This is a genomic window from Billgrantia saliphila, assembly GCF_002930105.1.
In the GTDB taxonomy this organism is placed as follows: domain Bacteria; phylum Pseudomonadota; class Gammaproteobacteria; order Pseudomonadales; family Halomonadaceae; genus Halomonas; species Halomonas saliphila.
The window spans coordinates 174,589-189,959 of the sequence record NZ_PJRN01000007.1; the positions used below are offsets into that span (position 1 = coordinate 174,589).

At 63.5% G+C, this 15,371-nt stretch carries 19 protein-coding genes and 2 tRNA genes; 5 read left to right on the forward strand and 16 right to left on the reverse strand.

All coding sequences use genetic code 11. The features are described 5' to 3' along the window. Positions 1-105 precede the first annotated feature (105 nt). From CYJ07_RS10070 to mobA, 6 genes are all read right to left on the reverse strand, one after another. A complete protein-coding gene (locus tag CYJ07_RS10070) occupies positions 106-396 on the reverse strand; it encodes an H-NS family histone-like protein (protein WP_104203563.1) in 291 nt (96 codons plus the stop codon). Between the two features lie 148 nt (positions 397-544). Further along, positions 545-1,537: a GTP 3',8-cyclase MoaA gene (gene moaA, locus CYJ07_RS10075; protein WP_104203636.1), complete on the reverse strand. Its 993-nt coding sequence runs from the start codon at positions 1,535-1,537 to the stop codon at positions 545-547. After that, a complete protein-coding gene (gene moaE / locus CYJ07_RS10080; protein ID WP_104203564.1) occupies positions 1,527-1,994 on the reverse strand; it encodes a molybdopterin synthase catalytic subunit MoaE in 468 nt (155 codons plus the stop codon). The genes moaA and moaE overlap by 11 nt, the downstream gene beginning before the upstream one ends. A 5-nt stretch (positions 1,995-1,999) precedes the next feature. Continuing rightward, complete coding sequence (moaC, locus tag CYJ07_RS10085; protein WP_104203565.1) at positions 2,000-2,809, reverse strand: cyclic pyranopterin monophosphate synthase MoaC; 810 nt, start codon at positions 2,807-2,809, stop codon at positions 2,000-2,002. Positions 2,810-2,954: 145 nt separating this feature from the next. After that, complete coding sequence (mobB, locus tag CYJ07_RS10090; protein ID WP_104203566.1) at positions 2,955-3,554, reverse strand: molybdopterin-guanine dinucleotide biosynthesis protein B; 600 nt, start codon at positions 3,552-3,554, stop codon at positions 2,955-2,957. Next, a complete protein-coding gene (gene mobA, locus CYJ07_RS10095) occupies positions 3,554-4,153 on the reverse strand; it encodes a molybdenum cofactor guanylyltransferase MobA (RefSeq protein ID WP_104203567.1) in 600 nt (199 codons plus the stop codon). The genes mobB and mobA overlap by 1 nt, the downstream gene beginning before the upstream one ends. A gap of 150 nt (positions 4,154-4,303) precedes the next feature. Between mobA and CYJ07_RS10100 the strand changes: the two genes are divergently transcribed. Beyond that, positions 4,304-4,885 carry a cupin domain-containing protein gene (locus tag CYJ07_RS10100; protein ID WP_104203568.1) on the forward strand — a complete coding sequence of 194 codons (582 nt, stop codon included), beginning with the start codon at positions 4,304-4,306 and terminating at the stop codon, positions 4,883-4,885. Between the two features lie 259 nt (positions 4,886-5,144). On the opposite strand, the gene CYJ07_RS10105 is transcribed toward CYJ07_RS10100, so the two are convergent. The 7 genes from CYJ07_RS10105 to CYJ07_RS10135 all read right to left on the reverse strand — a co-directional run bounded on the left by CYJ07_RS10105 (position 5,145) and on the right by CYJ07_RS10135 (position 11,142). Further along, positions 5,145-6,389, reverse strand: coding sequence for a uracil-xanthine permease family protein (locus CYJ07_RS10105; RefSeq protein ID WP_104203569.1), 1,245 nt, complete (start codon positions 6,387-6,389; stop codon positions 5,145-5,147). A gap of 126 nt (positions 6,390-6,515) precedes the next feature. Continuing rightward, positions 6,516-7,145 carry a uracil phosphoribosyltransferase gene (gene upp / locus CYJ07_RS10110; RefSeq protein ID WP_104203570.1) on the reverse strand — a complete coding sequence of 210 codons (630 nt, stop codon included), beginning with the start codon at positions 7,143-7,145 and terminating at the stop codon, positions 6,516-6,518. A gap of 111 nt (positions 7,146-7,256) precedes the next feature. After that, the gene (gene ung, locus CYJ07_RS10115; protein ID WP_197038312.1) at positions 7,257-7,955 is read right to left on the reverse strand and encodes a uracil-DNA glycosylase; all 699 of its coding nucleotides are present in this window, start codon (positions 7,953-7,955) and stop codon (positions 7,257-7,259) included. A 3-nt stretch (positions 7,956-7,958) separates the two neighbouring features. Next, positions 7,959-8,438, reverse strand: coding sequence for a xanthine phosphoribosyltransferase (gene gpt, locus CYJ07_RS10120; protein WP_104203572.1), 480 nt, complete (start codon positions 8,436-8,438; stop codon positions 7,959-7,961). A gap of 7 nt (positions 8,439-8,445) precedes the next feature. Next, positions 8,446-8,991: an adenine phosphoribosyltransferase gene (locus CYJ07_RS10125; RefSeq protein WP_104203573.1), complete on the reverse strand. Its 546-nt coding sequence runs from the start codon at positions 8,989-8,991 to the stop codon at positions 8,446-8,448. Between the two features lie 22 nt (positions 8,992-9,013). Further along, a complete protein-coding gene (locus CYJ07_RS10130; protein ID WP_104203574.1) occupies positions 9,014-10,315 on the reverse strand; it encodes an NCS2 family permease in 1,302 nt (433 codons plus the stop codon). Positions 10,316-10,512: 197 nt separating this feature from the next. Continuing rightward, on the reverse strand, positions 10,513-11,142 hold the full coding sequence (locus tag CYJ07_RS10135; RefSeq protein WP_104203575.1) for a riboflavin synthase subunit alpha: 630 nt from the start codon (positions 11,140-11,142) through the stop codon (positions 10,513-10,515). Between the two features lie 427 nt (positions 11,143-11,569). Here CYJ07_RS10135 and CYJ07_RS10140 point away from each other — a divergent pair, with 427 nt between their 5' ends. From CYJ07_RS10140 to CYJ07_RS10150, 3 genes are read left to right on the forward strand one after another with little or no spacing between them, the layout of a single operon-like run. Next, complete coding sequence (locus tag CYJ07_RS10140; RefSeq protein WP_104203576.1) at positions 11,570-12,658, forward strand: methionine ABC transporter ATP-binding protein; 1,089 nt, start codon at positions 11,570-11,572, stop codon at positions 12,656-12,658. Then, complete coding sequence (locus CYJ07_RS10145) at positions 12,639-13,292, forward strand: methionine ABC transporter permease (RefSeq protein ID WP_104203577.1); 654 nt, start codon at positions 12,639-12,641, stop codon at positions 13,290-13,292. The genes CYJ07_RS10140 and CYJ07_RS10145 overlap by 20 nt, the downstream gene beginning before the upstream one ends. Positions 13,293-13,317: 25 nt before the next feature. Continuing rightward, positions 13,318-14,133: a MetQ/NlpA family ABC transporter substrate-binding protein gene (locus tag CYJ07_RS10150; protein ID WP_104203578.1), complete on the forward strand. Its 816-nt coding sequence runs from the start codon at positions 13,318-13,320 to the stop codon at positions 14,131-14,133. Between the two features lie 82 nt (positions 14,134-14,215). On the opposite strand, the gene CYJ07_RS10155 is transcribed toward CYJ07_RS10150, so the two are convergent. Further along, positions 14,216-14,515 carry an MTH1187 family thiamine-binding protein gene (locus CYJ07_RS10155; RefSeq protein WP_104203579.1) on the reverse strand — a complete coding sequence of 100 codons (300 nt, stop codon included), beginning with the start codon at positions 14,513-14,515 and terminating at the stop codon, positions 14,216-14,218. A gap of 93 nt (positions 14,516-14,608) precedes the next feature. Between CYJ07_RS10155 and CYJ07_RS10160 the strand changes: the two genes are divergently transcribed. After that, a complete protein-coding gene (locus CYJ07_RS10160; protein ID WP_104203580.1) occupies positions 14,609-15,094 on the forward strand; it encodes a GAF domain-containing protein in 486 nt (161 codons plus the stop codon). 72 nt (positions 15,095-15,166) lie between these two features. On the opposite strand, the gene CYJ07_RS10165 is transcribed toward CYJ07_RS10160, so the two are convergent. Together CYJ07_RS10165 and CYJ07_RS10170 are read right to left on the reverse strand one after the other, a co-directional pair. Next, a tRNA-Val gene (locus tag CYJ07_RS10165) sits at positions 15,167-15,243 on the reverse strand. Between the two features lie 18 nt (positions 15,244-15,261). Beyond that, positions 15,262-15,338, reverse strand: a tRNA-Val gene (locus CYJ07_RS10170). Positions 15,339-15,371: the final 33 nt, after the last annotated feature.

The window sequence follows — 15,371 nt, forward strand, 5'->3', positions numbered from 1 at the left end:
AGTTGCTGGCCATAAATCTCATTAACGAGCGCTGAAAAAACGGAGGTGACGCTCCCGCATCGCCCCCGTTCTCCTGGGTCAAGCAGACGATTCTCGAGCGAGTCGTCAAGAATCGCTGGCATTCTTGGGTGGACGTCCGCGCCGACGGCGCGGCTGCTCCCCCACGAGATCTTCCACGGAGAGACCGGCATCGGTCATGGCCTCGCGGATCTCAGCCAGTTTTCTTTCCTTGTCCGCTTCCTCCTGTTTGCGGAGCTTCTCTTCCTCTTTTTTCTGCTCGATCACCTCACCGATGACATCGGAGAGTTTGTTCAGCTGCTCCATGCTCAACTGGCGAGCCGCTGCACGAGCCACATTCTTGTTCCGGGCGATACGCTCCAGGGTTTCGCTGGACATTGGCCTCCTCCATGCAAGAAAAAGACGAGCAAGCCAAAAAGGCTCACTCGTCGAAAGTATATGTCGAATTGGGGTCTTGGCAAGAAAAGGGACAATCCAATCCGCTGCAATGAAGGCACGATAGAACCGAAAAAACCGCGACTAGTCTTCAGCCTCCGGTCATGTTCATGAAGCGCACGATCTGAACATCGCCGTCAGTAGTGAAGTGATGTCGTTCAGGCTTAAGCGGCAAAGCCTCGACAATGGCACGCTTGAGTGCCTCCATATCCCCCGGGTGTCGACGCAGTACGGCGCGCAGATCGACCGAGTGCTCATTGCCCAGACAGAGCAGTAGACGTCCCTCCGCCGTTACCCTTACGCGGTTACAGCTGGCACAGAAGTTGTGGCTGTGCGGTGAAATGAAGCCGATGCGAGATTCGCTGTCGGTCATTCGGAAATAACGCGAGGGACCCAGCGTGGTCTCGGTAGTGGGAAGCAGGGCATGGCGTCGCTCGATGAGGCTCTGGACATCGTCGCTCGAACAGAAGGTCTCATCCCGGCTGTGGTCCGACACATCGCCCAACGGCATCTCTTCGATGAAACTCAGGTCGACCTTTTCGTTGCGTGCGAACTCGACGAGGTCGAGCACTTCATCGTCGTTGCGTCCCTTGAGAACCACGGCATTGAGCTTGATACGCTCGAAACCCGCCTCACGTGCAGCGCGCAACCCCCCCAGCACCCGGTCAAGATCACCGGTGCGGGTCAACTGACGGAAGCGCTGGGGATCGAGCGTATCGAGACTGATATTGAGTCGCTGCAGGCCGGCGTCACGAAGACGCCGCGCATGCTTGACCAGCCCCGCGCCGTTGGTGGTCATGGCGAGATCCTTCAGGCCCGGCAGACCGGCGATCTGCTCGACCAGTTGATCGATGCCGCGCCTGACCAGCGGCTCGCCGCCGGTCAGGCGGATCTTCTCCACTCCCATCTCGACGAATGCACGCGCCACCATGCCGAGCTCCTCCAGCGTCAGCACCTGAGCGCGCGGCAGAAAAGTCATCTCTTCGCTCATGCAATAGACACAGCGGAAATCGCAACGGTCGGTCACCGAGATCCGCACATAGCGAACCCGCCTGCCGAAATCGTCGATCAGTTCATGGGGTATCGTCATTGTCGCTCTCCCAGCGGCCGGCATCCCGGTAGTCCGATTCGCGCTCGGCGACCCAGTAATCGCCGGTAGTACTATGTTCCTTTTTCCAGAAAGGCGCGCGAGTCTTGAGATAGTCCATGATGAAATCGCAGGCCTCGAAGGCCGCCCGGCGATGGGCACTCGCCACCACTACCAATACGATAGGGTCTCCCGGCGCCAGGCGTCCAACCCGATGGATCACCCGCACTCCTTGCAACGGCCAGCGCGCCTCGGCCCCGCACACGATCTCTCCCAGCGCGGCTTCCGTCATGCCCGGATAGTGCTCGAGGCTAAGCGCAGTCACTTCGGGACGCTCGTTGAAGTCGCGCACCAAACCGGTGAAGCTGACCACGGCACCGATATCCGTACGCCCTGCCAACAGGCGGCGCTGCTCTTCACCTGTATCGAAGGGCGCTTGCTGTACGCGAATCATCCCGCTCAGCCTCCTGTCACCGGGGGGAAGAAGGCGACTTCGTCCTCGTTGGTGATCGGGGTCGGATCGAGCGCCATCACTTGATTGACGGCGCACAGCACGCGCCCCTCGGTGAGCTTCGCGAAGCGTGCGTCGCGCTTAACCAGCGCTGCCTTGAGGCCACCGACATCGGCACTCGGCAGGCTGTCGAGCGGTAGAGAAAGCTCACTGATACCCAATCGCTCGCGCAGCTCGGCAAGGAATTTCACCCGCACGCAGGCCGAGTCGATATCGCAACGCGTGCCCACCGACACCTGACCGGCCATGCCCTCACCCGTCACGATGGGCGTCGCCGAGGTATGTGCCTGGCGCTGGTAGTCGCCCGACTTGCCGCCCTGCTTGGTATCGAGATGGATGGCGCCAATCTCCATGTCCTTGTCGACCGCCTTGCACATGTCATAGAGCGTCAGGCAAGCCACGGAAACCGCTGTCAGTGCCTCCATTTCCACTCCGGTGCGCCCATTGAGGCGGCAGCTGGCGAACACCTCGACACGTGAATTCTCCTCGTCGAGGCGAAAGTCGACCGTGACCTTCGACAGCGCCAGCGCATGGCACAGCGGAATCAGTTCATGGGTACGCTTGGCGGCCTGGATGCCGGCGATGCGCGCCGTCGCCAGCACGTCGCCCTTGGGCAGCCCCCCTTCGCTGAGCAATGCCAAGGTTTCGGGCTTCATCTGGATGTAGCCGGAGGCGCTGGCCTCACGGCGGCTTTCGGGCTTGTCGGCGACGTCCACCATATGGGCCTCGCCGCGCTGATTGAGATGGGTCAGGGTCATGAAGGGCAGCCTCGGGATACTTCTGAAAGCGGTTGAACGGAAGCGGTGGCGCGCACGACACGCGTCATGTCGGCGGCGTTTGTGCCAAGACGATAGGCGGGCGATATCGAGGACGACCGCTCGACACGGCTGCGGCAGGAAGGGTTCATGGGTCAGGCACCTCACGCGGCGCCTGCTCACGCGGCCAGCGCGCCGGCCAGGCCGAAATCCAGTCGGCGATGCCGTCCAGATCGTCGAGATCGAGCGAGTCGACCCCGGCCGGCACGCTCGCCGGGCCGGCACTGGCCACCGCCTTGACCCATGGATCCTCGGCCACGCGCAGCGGCTTGCCGACCTCATCGCGATAGAGTTCGAGCTTGGGTAGCGGCCAGGCCTTGAAACCCTCGATCAGCACCAGGTCGGGGCGCTGTCCGCGTATCGCCTCGACCAATTGCGCCAGGTCCGCTTCCTGCTGGTCGGGGGTTTCCATCATCATCGCCCAGCGCACGCGCGAAGCCACCAGCATCGGCGCCGCCCCGGCCTGACGCAGGCGATGGCTATCCTTGCCGGGCTGGTCGACGTCAAAACCGTGATGCGCATGCTTGATCACCGCGGCACGCAACCCGCGCGCCGCCAGGCGCGGCAGCAGGCGCTCGAGCAGAGTGGTCTTGCCGGTGCCGCTCCAGGCGGCGATCCCCAGCAGCGGCAGGTCGTCGTCGAAGCGCAGCGGAACCGTTTGCGGCGGAGCGGTTTGCGGATGGTCCATCAAGGTCGACTCTCCTCCTGCAAGCGCGCTTCCAGGCGCCGCTTGTCATCCTCGGTGTTGAGGTTGGTGAAGGCCTCGCGAGAGTCGCCGAAGTCCACCGCCACCCAGGCATGACGCGCGTACCAGCGGCCGACCTTGCGCTCTCCCGTCGCCAGCACGGTCAACAGATCGTCGGCCAGAGTCGTGCGCAGCAGGGCCACCACGGGATGCAGGCGCTCGCCATCGTGGGCCACGGCGATATCGTGCTCGTCGACGCCTGCCGCCAGCCGGCTCAGCAGGTCGTTCGGCAGTGCCGGGGTATCGCAGGGCACCACGAGCAGCCAAGGCGTGGTCGCCGCACGCATGCCCCCGTAGATGCCCATCAGCGGGCCTTGGAAACCCGACTCGGGATCGCTGACAACCCGATCCGCGAAGGAGCGGTAGACCTCGAGATTGCGGTTGGCGCTGATCACTATCTCGGCGACACGGCCAACCAGGCGCGCTTGCACATGACTCACCAAAGGCTGCCCGGCAAAGCTCTCGAGCCCCTTGTCCCGGCCGCCCATGCGGCGACCCTGCCCGCCGGCGAGAATCAATCCGGTGACATCGATGTCTCTCATGCCTCCATGATGCCTGAGCCGGCGGCAGCATGCCACGGCGGTCAGCGCGGGCGACAGCGGTTCATGACGCCGATCACCTTATGCTTATACCGGACGGCGACAGCAGGTATCATGCGTCAAACAAATCGAACGGACCCTTTGGACCCGACAATGCAAGGATTTGACGTAGGCGCCCGCCTGCGCGAGCTGCGCAAGGGGCGCAAGCTGTCCCAACGCGAACTGGCCAAGCGCGCCGGCGTGACCAACAGCACCATCTCGCTGATCGAGCAGAATAGCGTCAGCCCTTCGGTGAGCTCGCTGAAGAAGATCCTAGATGCGCTACCCGTCTCGATCAGCGCCTTCTTCGCCGGCGACGAGCCGGCAGCGCCACGTGCGTTCTACCCTGCCGATGAGCTCACCGAGATCGGCGACGGGCATCTTTCGTGGCGACTGGTCGCGGCGCGTCGTCCCGATCGCAGCATGTCGATCATTCACGAGCGCTACCCGCCCGGCGCCGATACCGGCGCGGAGATGCTCGAGCACGAAGGTGAAGAAGGCGGCGTGGTGATCTCGGGCGAGATCGAGATCACCGTCGCCGGCGAGGCGCAGATCCTGCGTGCCGGCGATGCCTACTATTTCGACTCGCGCCTGCCCCACCGTTTTCGCAACCTGGGCGACGTGGAGTGCGTCATTGTCAGTGCCAACTCCCCGCCCACCTTCTCTGAAGGCGGCAGGGAGCTGCACCACGCCTAGCTTCGTCCGAAGACTGGCTGCGCTTGGCCATACTGCGTTAAAAATCAGTTCAAAGTACTCATCTACACTGCGTAAACTCCGTCTTTGGACTCGCGACATCCCTGGCGCTCGCTCTTCGAGCAGCGGAGCTGCCCAAATCGGCTTCCTGCCGATTTGTCACTGTTTTTTGCCTTGCGACCCACAGGGTTGTGGGAAGTGCGTTGGCCCGTAGGGAACGGGCCTAACCCTGGCCTTCGCTCGCCGACTTTTCAAACGAAGCTCAGTTCTCCTCTTCGGCACTGGGCAGCACCCAATTGAGCACGATGCCCACCAGAGCGGCGAGGCTGACCCCTTGCAGGGTGAACTGACCGCCCCCGAACTGCATCCCGCCGATACCGAACACCAGAATCAGCGATACCACCACCAGGTTGCGCGGCGCAGTCAGGGGCTGACCGGCACGCACCAAGGTGTTCATGCCCACCACCGCGATGGAACCGAACAGCAGCGTCATGATGCCGCCCATCACCGGGCCGGGAATGGTCTGCAGCAGTGCGCCCAGCTTGGCGACGAACGCCAGCGCGATGGCGAAGCAGGCCGCCACCACCATGATGCGCGGGTCGAAGGCTCGGGTCAGCGTCACCGCCCCGGTCACTTCCGAGTAGGTGGTGTTGGGCGGACCGCCGAACAGCGCCGCGACGGAGGTGGCCAACCCATCGCCCAGCAAGGTGCGATGCAGTCCGGGCTTCTGCAGGTAGTTCTGCCGTGTGACGGAACCGATCGCCACCATGTCGCCGATATGCTCCACCGCCGGGGCAATGGCGACCGGAATCATGAACAGGATCGCCGCCCAGTGGAAGCTCGGCGCGGTGAAGTTCGGGATCGACAGCCAGGCGGCTTCACGGACCGGCGTGAAGTCCACCAACCCCATCAGCAAGGCCATGGCATAGCCGAAGAGAATGCCCCCCATGATCGGCACCAGCCGCAGCAGGCCGCGGCCGAATACGGCCAGCACCAGTGTGACCAGCAGGCTGGCCATGGAAAGCAGAATAGCCGGGCCGTAATCGATGTGGTCGCTGGTCTCGCCGGTAGCCATGCTGACCGCCACCGGCGCCAGGGCCAGACCGATCACCATGATCACCGGCCCCACCACTACCGGCGGCAGCAGTCGATGCAGCCAGGCGGTGCCCTTGAGGCGCACCGCCTGCGAGATCGCCACATAGACCAGGCCCGCCACCATCAGCCCTCCCAGGGTCGCCGATACGCCGAAGCTGGCGATCGACCCCTGGATCGGCGCGATGAAAGCGAACGACGAGGCCAGGAAGACCGGCACGGTCACCCTGGTCACGCCGTGGAACACCAGGGTGCCGACCCCGGCGGTAAACAGGGCCACGCTGGGATCGAGCCCGGTCAGCAGTGGTACCAGCACCAGTGCGCCGAAGGCGACGAAGAGCATCTGCGCCCCGGTCAGCAAGGTCTTGGGCAGGGAATCGGTGGGCGCCTTCGCCACCGCCGCTTGTTCGTTCATGGAATGTTTTCCTTCTCTTGTATCGTTCATTGAGTCGAAGGCTTCCTGCCCAGAAAAACGCCCCTGGATCGCGATCTCAGGGGCGTCTTCCATGTCAAAGGTCTTTTCGCCAGGTCTAAGGCAAAATTACCGAGTGCCAAAGATCTTGTCCCCTGCGTCACCGAGCCCCGGCACGATGTAGCCGTTCTCGTCGAGATGATCGTCCACCGCGGCGGTATAGATCTCGATATCGGGGTAGGCGTCCTGCACCCGCTTGATGCCCTCGGGCGCGGCGACCAGCACGATCACTTTCATTTGCTGGCAGCCGCGCTCGCGCAGCATGTCCAGCGTTGACACCATCGTCCCTCCGGTCGCCAGCATCGGGTCGATGACGATGGCCATGCGCTCGTCCATCTCGCCGGCGAACTTGGCGAAGTACGGCACCGGCTCGAGGGTCTCCTCGTCGCGATAGAGTCCCACCACGCTGATCCGCGCGCTGGGAATCAGATCGGTGACCCCGTCCAGCATTCCGAGCCCGGCGCGCAGGATCGGCACGATGGTGACTTTCTTGCCCTTGAGCAGCTGCACCGGGATCGGCTTGCCGCTCCAACCGTCGATCTCCTGCGCCTCGAGTTCGAGGTCCTTGGTCGCCTCGTAGGTGAGCAGCTTGGCCAGCTCGCCGGCCAGCTCGCGAAAGCTCTTGGTACTGATGCCGGCTTCGCGCATCAGACCCAGCTTGTGCTGGACCAGCGGATGTTGAATGGCATGGACGCTCATGACGGACCTCTTCGGCTGGGGTGGTAACGACGGCTGTCGTCGCTCGGGCAAATCGCGCGCTATTCTACCCGCATCGCGCTAGCAGGTTAAGGCGCCATGCGACGCGCGCCCCTATTCACCGGGCTCACCGGGCGATTCGGGCAACTGCCAGTCGATCGCTTCGCGGCCGTTCTGTTCGAGAAAGGCGTTGGCTCGCGAAAAGTGATGGTTGCCGAAGAACCCGCGATGCGCCGACAGCGGAGAGGGATGCGGCGACTCCAGTACCAGATGCCGGGACGTATCGATCAACGCCTTTTTCTGCCTGGCGTGGCTTCCCCAGAGCAGAAACACCGATGGGTTGCCGTGGGCGCTGACGGTCTCGATGGCACGATCGGTGAAATTCTCCCAGCCCTTGCCCCGATGGGAACCGGCAATGCCCTGCTCCACCGTCAGCGAGGCATTGAGCAGCAGCACGCCCTGACGCGCCCAATGCTCGAGATTGCCATGCGCCACCGGACGAAAACCGACGTCGTCGGCCAGTTCCTTGTAGATGTTGACCAGCGAGGGCGGCACCCGCACCCCGGGGCGCACCGAGAAGCAGAGGCCGTGGGCCTGGTTGGGGCCGTGGTAAGGATCCTGCCCGAGGATGACGACCTTGACCCGCTCCAGCGGGGTCAGCTCGAAGGCGCGAAACCAATTCGTCGAATGCGGATAGATCACTTTCCTGGCCGCTTTCTCCGCAGCCAGGAAATCGCGCAGCGACTGCATGTAGGGCGCATCGAACTCGCCCCCCAGCCAGCGCCACCAGCTTTCGGGTAATGGATAGCCCATGATTTAACGCTTCACTTGATCCACCAGGGGCTCGACGTAGGCGATCCCCATGTCCCAGGGAAACTGTATCCAGCAATCCTGTGCCACTTCGGTCAGGTACTGGTCCACCAGCGGGCGACCTTCCGGCTTGGCATAGACGGTGACGAAATGCGCCTTGGGCAGCATCTCACGCACCTTGCGCGCCGTCTTGCCGGTGTCGACCAGATCGTCGACCAGCAGCCAGCCGTCGCCGTCGTGCTCAACGGCCTTGAGCACATCGAGGCCCCCCTGGTCCATGTGCTCATAGCTGCTGATACAGATGGTGTCGATCAGCCGTACGTTGAGTTCACGTGCGATCAGCGCGGCGGGAATCAAGCCGCCCCGCGTGATCGCCACGATGCCCTTGAAGTCGCGCTCGACCAGACGACGGCACAACTCGCGCACGTCGCGATGCAACTGATCCCAGGAGACGGTGAAATGCTGATGATAGCGGCTATCGGTCATGGTCGTCTCACTCGTCCTCATTGAAGGAACAGACCGCAAAGACGCCGAAACCGGCCTCGCGAATCCGGCTCGACCCGCCGATTTCCGGCAGGTCGATAATGGTGGCGGTTTCCACCACGTGCCCGCCGGAGCGGGTGATGAGCTTGGCGGCTGCCAGCATGGTGCCGCCGGTGGCGATCAAATCGTCCATGATCAGGATGCGATCCCCCTGGCGGAACGCATCGGAATGCAGCTCCACCTCGGCCTGACCGTACTCAAGGGTATAGGTCTCGCTGATGGTGCGAAACGGCAGCTTGCCCTTCTTGCGCACCGGCACGAAGCTGCAGCCCAGTTCGTAGGCGACCGGCGCGCCGATGATGAAGCCGCGGGCATCGATCGCGGCGATGGCGTCGAGCTCCATCTCCTGATAGCGATGCACGAAGCTGTCGATCAGCTTGCGAAAGGCCGAGCTGTTCTGCAGCAGCGGGGTGATATCGCGGAAATTGACCCCGGGCTGGGGCCAATCGGGGACGGTTCGAATCACGGACTTGATGTAGTCGCCGTAGATGCTCATCGCAGGTCTCGGTGAGTGTATGTCAATCGAGGAACAGGAACTTCAGCACGAACAGGATCGCCAGCACGACCACGGCCGGGTTGAGGTCGCGAAACCGTCCCGACAGCGCCTTGATCGCAGCGTAGCTGATGAAGCCCAGCGCGATCCCCTCGGCGATTGAGAAGGTCAGCGGCATGGCCAGCGCGGCGATCAGCACCGGGGCGGCATCGGTGGGATCTTCCCAGTTGGCGTGGGCCAGGCTGCCGGCCATCAGCACGGCCACGTAGAGCAGCGCACCGGCGGTGGCGTAGGCCGGGATCGACCCCGCCAGCGGAGCGAAGAAGAGGCTGATCAGGAACAGTATCGCGACCACCACGGCGGTGAGGCCGGTACGCCCACCCGAGGCGATGCCGGCGGTGGACTCGATGTAGCTGGTGGTGGTCGAAGTGCCCAGCACCGCACCGGCCATGGAAGCGCCGCTATCCGCCATCATGGCCCGACCCAGGCGCGGCAGCTTGCCGTCCTTGTCGAGCAGCCCACCCTTGTGCGCCACGCCGACCAGGGTGCCGGAAGTGTCGAACAGATCGACGAACAAGAAGGCGAAGATCACGCTGATCATGGCCACGTCGAGCGCCCCCGCCAGGTCCATGGCCATGAAGGTCGGCGCGATGGAGGGCGGCATGGACATCAGTCCGCCGTACTCGTTATGACCGAGGAGCATCGCCACGACGGTCACGCCGATGATGCCGATCATCACCGCACCGGTGACGTTCAGGTAGGCCATGGCGGTAATCGCGAAGAAACCCAGCAGGGCATAGATTGCGGCCGGTTCGGAGAGATCGCCCAGCGCCACGTAGGTGGCGGGATTGGCAACCACGATGCCGGCATTCTTCAGCGCGATCATGGCCAGGAACAAGCCGATGCCGGCGGCAATGCCAAGCCTCAGGGAGAGCGGAATCGAGTGGATGATCCACTCGCGGATCTTGAAGATACTGAGCAGGAAAAAGCAGAAACCGGACAGGAACACCGCTCCCAGAGCCGCCTCCCAGGTGTATCCCATGCCAAGCACGACGCCGTAGGTGAAGAAGGCATTGAGCCCCATGCCGGGCGCCTGGGCGATGGGATAATTGGCCCACAGTCCCATGATCAGACAGCCCACCGACGCGGCCAGACAGGTGGCGACGAAGACCGCGCCGTAGTCCATACCCGCCTCGGAAAGAATGCTGGGGTTGACGAAGATGATATAGGCCATGGTCAGGAAGGTGGTGATCCCGGCAATGACCTCGGTCTTCACGCTGGTATTGTGTTCTTTCAGCTTGAAGTGGTTGTCGAGCAAGTTCTTCATGTTGTCGTTCCTGCGCACAAGGACTGGTGTTCGACCAGGGGGCGAGAAAAGCCGCACATGGTACCCAAAGGCCGCTGACGATGCGAGGCCGGCCCGGACCCTGTGCGGCACGGTTCGCTCTGTATAAGCAAACTCCACGCCATACGCCAGCGCACTGGCCAACGCAGACTTGACGAAACGGTCATTTGAGAACGCGTTCAGACACCACGTGCCGCCAGTACGCGCTCGACGGTCTCGACGATGGCCTGGGTCTGGGGATCGATCTCGATATTGACCCTGTCGCCCGGCACGCGGTCGACCAGAATGGTCCGTGCCAGCGTTTCGGGTATCAGGTCGACGCAGAAGCGCGGCCCACGGTCGGTCGTGGCGCGCCTCACCTCGCCTATCGTCAGGCTGATGCCATCGACGCCGATATAGCCCTTGTCGAACAGGAAGCGCCCGAGAACGTGCGGCACTTCGAACCAAAGCCGGCGGTTGTTGGGTGCCTCATCGAGCTCGACGAGCTCGGCCAGGGCCATGACATGCCCCGACATGGCGTGCCCGCCGATCTCGTCGCCGAAACGCGCCGCCCGCTCGATATTGACGCGATCGCCCTCGCGCAGCGCACCGAGATTGGTCACGCGCAGGGTCTCCCGCATCAGGTCGAAACTGACGAGATCGTCGTCGACCGCGGTCACGGTCAGGCAGACGCCGTTATGAGCGACGGAAGCCCCGAGTTCGAGTCCTGCGCGCAGCGTCTCGGGCAGCCGCACCACGTGGGTGCGGAACGCTTCGGCCTCATGAATGGCGACGACTTCCGCCGTGCCCTGAACGATGCCTGTGAACATGATATCTCCTCGCGCGGCTCCCGGCGGCGGCGGACGAATGGCAAGGCTCGCAGTGTATGAACTCGCAGGCGCAACGTCCATCGGCACGGCTGCGGCACCGAAAGGCATAGCAGGACGAAGTCATGGAAAAGCCAACGGCATCAGTGCTTTCTTCTGAAAACTGATGCAACGGGTACAGACATACACCAACGCATTGACAGCATGCGCCTTTGGTCCTAGTATTCGCCATCACATTTCAGGCGCCGATTTGTACCCGGATTGCGGGCGCCCACGTCGAAGGCTGCGGTGAACCCGCTTCACGAGCCAACGACGTGAAGTGCAGCTAAAAGGGTGTGTCCAGCGTTGATGGCCACCCGCCAGGGTGGCCTTTTTTTCGTTCCGGCTCCCGCTGCCGCCCGCCCGGTGACGGCCCGTCACTGGAAGCCAGATGATCACGCTACGCAACGTCTCCAAGACCTATCATCTCAGGGGCAGTCGATCCCGGCTCCCCTTCGCTTCGCGCCGCGAAACGCCATCCCGCACCATCGAGGCGCTCAGCAACGTCGACCTCCACGTGCCCCAGGGCAGCATTCATGGCGTCATCGGCCTGTCCGGCGCCGGCAAGTCCACGCTGATCCGCTGCGTCAACCTGCTCGAGCGGCCTTCTCGCGGCAGCGTGATGGTCGATGGCCAGGAGATGACCGATCTCTCCGCCACCCAGTTGAACCAGGCGCGCCATCGCATCGGCATGATCTTCCAGCACTTCAACCTGCTGACCACACGCAACGTGTTCGACAACGTCGCCCTGCCGCTGGAACTGATGGGCCTCAAGCGCTCCGCCATTCGCGAGCGCGTAATGCCGCTGCTCGAGCTCACCGGGCTTTCCGACAAGACGCGCCAGTTTCCGGCCCAGCTCTCCGGCGGCCAGAAGCAGCGCGTGGCCATTGCCCGAGCGCTGGCCAGTGAACCGCGAGTGCTGCTCTGCGACGAGGCGACCTCGGCGCTGGATCCACAGACCACCGGCTCGATCCTCACGCTGCTGCGTGACATCAACCAGAAGCTCGGCCTGACCATCCTGCTGATCACCCACGAGATGGAAGTGGTCAAGTCGATCTGCCACCGGGTGAGCCTGATTTCCGATGGCGAGCTGGTCGAGGAAGCCGATGTGGGCGATTTCTTCACCGCCCCGCGCACCCGGCTGGGCCGCGAATTCCTCAACGACTTCCTCCAGCTCGAGCCGCCCAAGGCACTCGTCGAGCGCCTCGAAGAGGAACCGGGCGAGCACACTCATCCCGTGGTGCGTCTGGCCTTCTCGGGCGATGCGGTCTCGACTCCGCTGATCTCGCGGCTCGCGCGTGAATGCGGCGTGGACGTCAGCATCCTGCAGGCCAAGGTGGAGTCGATCCAGGAGCGCACCCTGGGGTTGATGATCGCCGAACTGCTTGGCCCACCCGAGCAGACCCGCCGGGCCATCGACTATCTCGAATCCCATGATCTGAACGTGGAGGTACTCGGCCATGTCCAGCGCGATGATTGACCTGATTATCCAGGCGACCCTGGACACCCTCTACATGGTCGCCGTCTCGGGCGTAGTATCGGCCGCGCTCGGCGTTCCGCTGGGCGTGATGCTCTACGTCACCCGCCCGCGCCAGATCCTCGCACGCCCGCTGCTCAATCAGGTGCTGGGCATGGTGACCAACATCGGCCGCTCGATTCCGTTCATCATCCTGATGGTGGCAATCATCCCCTTCACGCGCATGGTCGTCGGCACCTCGATCGGTACCAATGCCGCCATCGTGCCGCTGACCATCGCCGCCATTCCCTTCGTGGCGCGCCTGGTGGAAGGCGCGCTCAATGAGATACCGCCGGGCCTGGTCGAAGCCGCCCAGGCGATGGGCGCCACGCCGCACCAGATCATCGTCAAGGTGCTGCTGCCGGAAGCCCGAGGCGGCATCGTCACCGGGCTGACCATTACTGCGGTGACTCTGGTCAGCTACTCGGCCATGGCCGGCGCCGTGGGCGGCGGCGGCCTCGGCGACCTGGGCATCCGCTACGGTTACAACCGCTTCAATCCCACCGTCATGCTGATCACCGTGGCCATCCTGGTGGTCATGGTGCAGGGCTTCCAGAGCCTCGGCGATTACCTGGTACGCAAGTCGGACCGCAAGTGAAGGCAACCCCAAAGGAGAAAGACCCATGCAAGCCAGCCTGACCCGCCTGTTCGGCGCCACCGCTCTCGTCGGCGCCACCTTGATCGCCGGCTGCGGCGAGAACGACGGCGCCAGCGAGACCCGCTCGATCAAGGTCGGCACCATGTCCGGCCCGGAGTCGGAGGTCATGGAAGTGGCGGTACAGGTCGCCAAGGATCGTTACGACCTCGAGGTCGAGATCGTCGAGTTCACCGACTATGTCTCGCCCAACGCGGCGCTGGCCGACGGCAGCCTCGATGCCAACGCCTTCCAGCACGAGCCCTACCTGCAGAGCATGATCGAGGATCGCGACTACGATCTGGCCGTGGCCGGCCACACCTTCGTCTATCCCATCGGCGCCTACTCCGAGAAGCACGACAGCATCGAGGAATTGCCCGACGGTGCCATTATCGCCCTGCCAAACGATCCGACCAATGGCGGCCGCGCGATGATCCTGATGCACAACGCCGACCTGATCGAGCTCGACGACCCCGAGAACCTCGAGGCCACGCCGGTGAACGTGGTGGAGAATCCGCACGACTTCCAGTTCCGCGAGATTGAGGCAGCCCAGCTGCCACGCGTACTGCAGGATGTCGACCTTGCCTTCATCAACAACACCTTCGCCCAGCCTGCCGGTCTGAGCTTGGACGACGCGCTGTTAAGGGAGGGTCCCGAATCCCCGTACGTCAATATCATTGCGGTGCGCGAGGGAGATCAGGATCGCGAGGAGATCGAACAGCTGGTCTCCGCTTACCAGAGCGAAGAAGTCGCCGCCAAGGCGAAGGAGCTGTTCGACGGTGCCGCCGTTCCCGGATGGGAGTGAACCGCCAAGCGTGAGCGGTATGCAAGACAACGGGCCGACGCCATGCGTCGGCCCGTTTGCGTAGCGAAGCCGGTCGGGGCGCTCAGCCGATCTTTTGCTCGACCTTGTCGATCCGCCCCTCCAGGCTCTGGTCCTTGTCGGTGGCCGTGGCAATACGGATCGCGCTGTCCACCCGCGGCGCACCGCGCTCGTGCAGCACGTCGTGACAGCGCTTGACGACCTGCATCACCTCCTCCCAGGAACCTTCGAGATTGGTACCATGGGCATGCAGTCGGTACTTCAGGCCCGCCTCCTCGATGACTTCCTCACAGGCGGCGATATGGGACGACAGCGAGGCCCCCGCCCCGACCGGGGTCACATTGATATCGGCAACGACGCGCATTCTTCATTCCTCCATGTCGGCCACGGGTCCATGTCCGTATCCGAAACCTAGTCGCGCCAAGGCCATTGTTCAAACCCGCACCGAGGAGACCGCATGCCCTCCACCAATCCCGATTACGCCCTGCTCGCGCGCCAGCTCGAAGCCCTGCTCGACGAGGGCGACTGGCTGGTCAACAGCGCCCAGACCTGCGCCTTCGTCATGCAGCACGTACCCGAGCTCAACTGGGTCGGCTTCTACCTGCAGCGGCAGCCCGAGCGGCTCACACTGGGCCCCTTCCAGGGCAAGCCGGCGTGCAATCCGATCCCGTTCGACAAGGGCGTTTGCGGTGCCGCCGCTCGTACGCGCACGACCCAGCGCATCGACGACGTGCACGCCGTCGCCGACCATATCGCCTGCGACGCCGCCTCCAACGCCGAACTGGTGATTCCGGTGGTGCGGGATAGTGTGCTGTGGGGCGTGCTGGATCTGGACAGCCCGCGCCATGCACGTTTCAGCGAGGAGGATCAGGTCGGCATCGAACGGCTGGTTTCGGTATTCGTCGAACGTACGCACCTGCCGGACCTATTCACATCGCGGTAGCGTCCGGGCATCGGCCAGCCGGGCCGAAAAGCAGAACGCCCCGCAGCGATGGCTGCGAGGCGTTCGGAAGTCTGGTAGGACCAAGCGGATTTGAACCGCTGACCTCCACGATGTCAACGTGGCGCTCTAACCAACTGAGCTATGGTCCTGAAGCGGGCGGCGTGGGCTGGTAGGACCAGGCGGATTTGAACCGCCGACCTCCACGATGTCAACGTGGCGCTCTAACCAACTGAGCTATGGTCCTGTTTCGCCTTCCCTTTTCGGCTGTGTTGCCGCC

What these genes read in the sequence shown, in the direction of transcription:
- CYJ07_RS10070 (WP_104203563.1), bottom strand. Translation starts at nt 396, where the DNA reads ATGTCCAGCGAAACCCTGGAGCGTATCGCCCGGAACAAGAATGTGGCT.
- moaE (WP_104203564.1), bottom strand. Translation starts at nt 1,994, where the DNA reads ATGATTCGCGTACAGCAAGCGCCCTTCGATACAGGTGAAGAGCAGCGC.
- moaC (WP_104203565.1), bottom strand. Translation starts at nt 2,809, where the DNA reads ATGACCCTGACCCATCTCAATCAGCGCGGCGAGGCCCATATGGTGGAC.
- mobB (WP_104203566.1), bottom strand. Translation starts at nt 3,554, where the DNA reads ATGGACCATCCGCAAACCGCTCCGCCGCAAACGGTTCCGCTGCGCTTC.
- mobA (WP_104203567.1), bottom strand. Translation starts at nt 4,153, where the DNA reads ATGAGAGACATCGATGTCACCGGATTGATTCTCGCCGGCGGGCAGGGT.
- CYJ07_RS10100 (WP_104203568.1), top strand. Translation starts at nt 4,304, where the DNA reads ATGCAAGGATTTGACGTAGGCGCCCGCCTGCGCGAGCTGCGCAAGGGG.
- CYJ07_RS10105 (WP_104203569.1), bottom strand. Translation starts at nt 6,389, where the DNA reads ATGAACGAACAAGCGGCGGTGGCGAAGGCGCCCACCGATTCCCTGCCC.
- upp (WP_104203570.1), bottom strand. Translation starts at nt 7,145, where the DNA reads ATGAGCGTCCATGCCATTCAACATCCGCTGGTCCAGCACAAGCTGGGT.
- ung (WP_197038312.1), bottom strand. Translation starts at nt 7,955, where the DNA reads ATGGGCTATCCATTACCCGAAAGCTGGTGGCGCTGGCTGGGGGGCGAG.
- gpt (WP_104203572.1), bottom strand. Translation starts at nt 8,438, where the DNA reads ATGACCGATAGCCGCTATCATCAGCATTTCACCGTCTCCTGGGATCAG.
- CYJ07_RS10125 (WP_104203573.1), bottom strand. Translation starts at nt 8,991, where the DNA reads ATGAGCATCTACGGCGACTACATCAAGTCCGTGATTCGAACCGTCCCC.
- CYJ07_RS10130 (WP_104203574.1), bottom strand. Translation starts at nt 10,315, where the DNA reads ATGAAGAACTTGCTCGACAACCACTTCAAGCTGAAAGAACACAATACC.
- CYJ07_RS10135 (WP_104203575.1), bottom strand. Translation starts at nt 11,142, where the DNA reads ATGTTCACAGGCATCGTTCAGGGCACGGCGGAAGTCGTCGCCATTCAT.
- CYJ07_RS10140 (WP_104203576.1), top strand. Translation starts at nt 11,570, where the DNA reads ATGATCACGCTACGCAACGTCTCCAAGACCTATCATCTCAGGGGCAGT.
- CYJ07_RS10145 (WP_104203577.1), top strand. Translation starts at nt 12,639, where the DNA reads ATGTCCAGCGCGATGATTGACCTGATTATCCAGGCGACCCTGGACACC.
- CYJ07_RS10150 (WP_104203578.1), top strand. Translation starts at nt 13,318, where the DNA reads ATGCAAGCCAGCCTGACCCGCCTGTTCGGCGCCACCGCTCTCGTCGGC.
- CYJ07_RS10155 (WP_104203579.1), bottom strand. Translation starts at nt 14,515, where the DNA reads ATGCGCGTCGTTGCCGATATCAATGTGACCCCGGTCGGGGCGGGGGCC.
- CYJ07_RS10160 (WP_104203580.1), top strand. Translation starts at nt 14,609, where the DNA reads ATGCCCTCCACCAATCCCGATTACGCCCTGCTCGCGCGCCAGCTCGAA.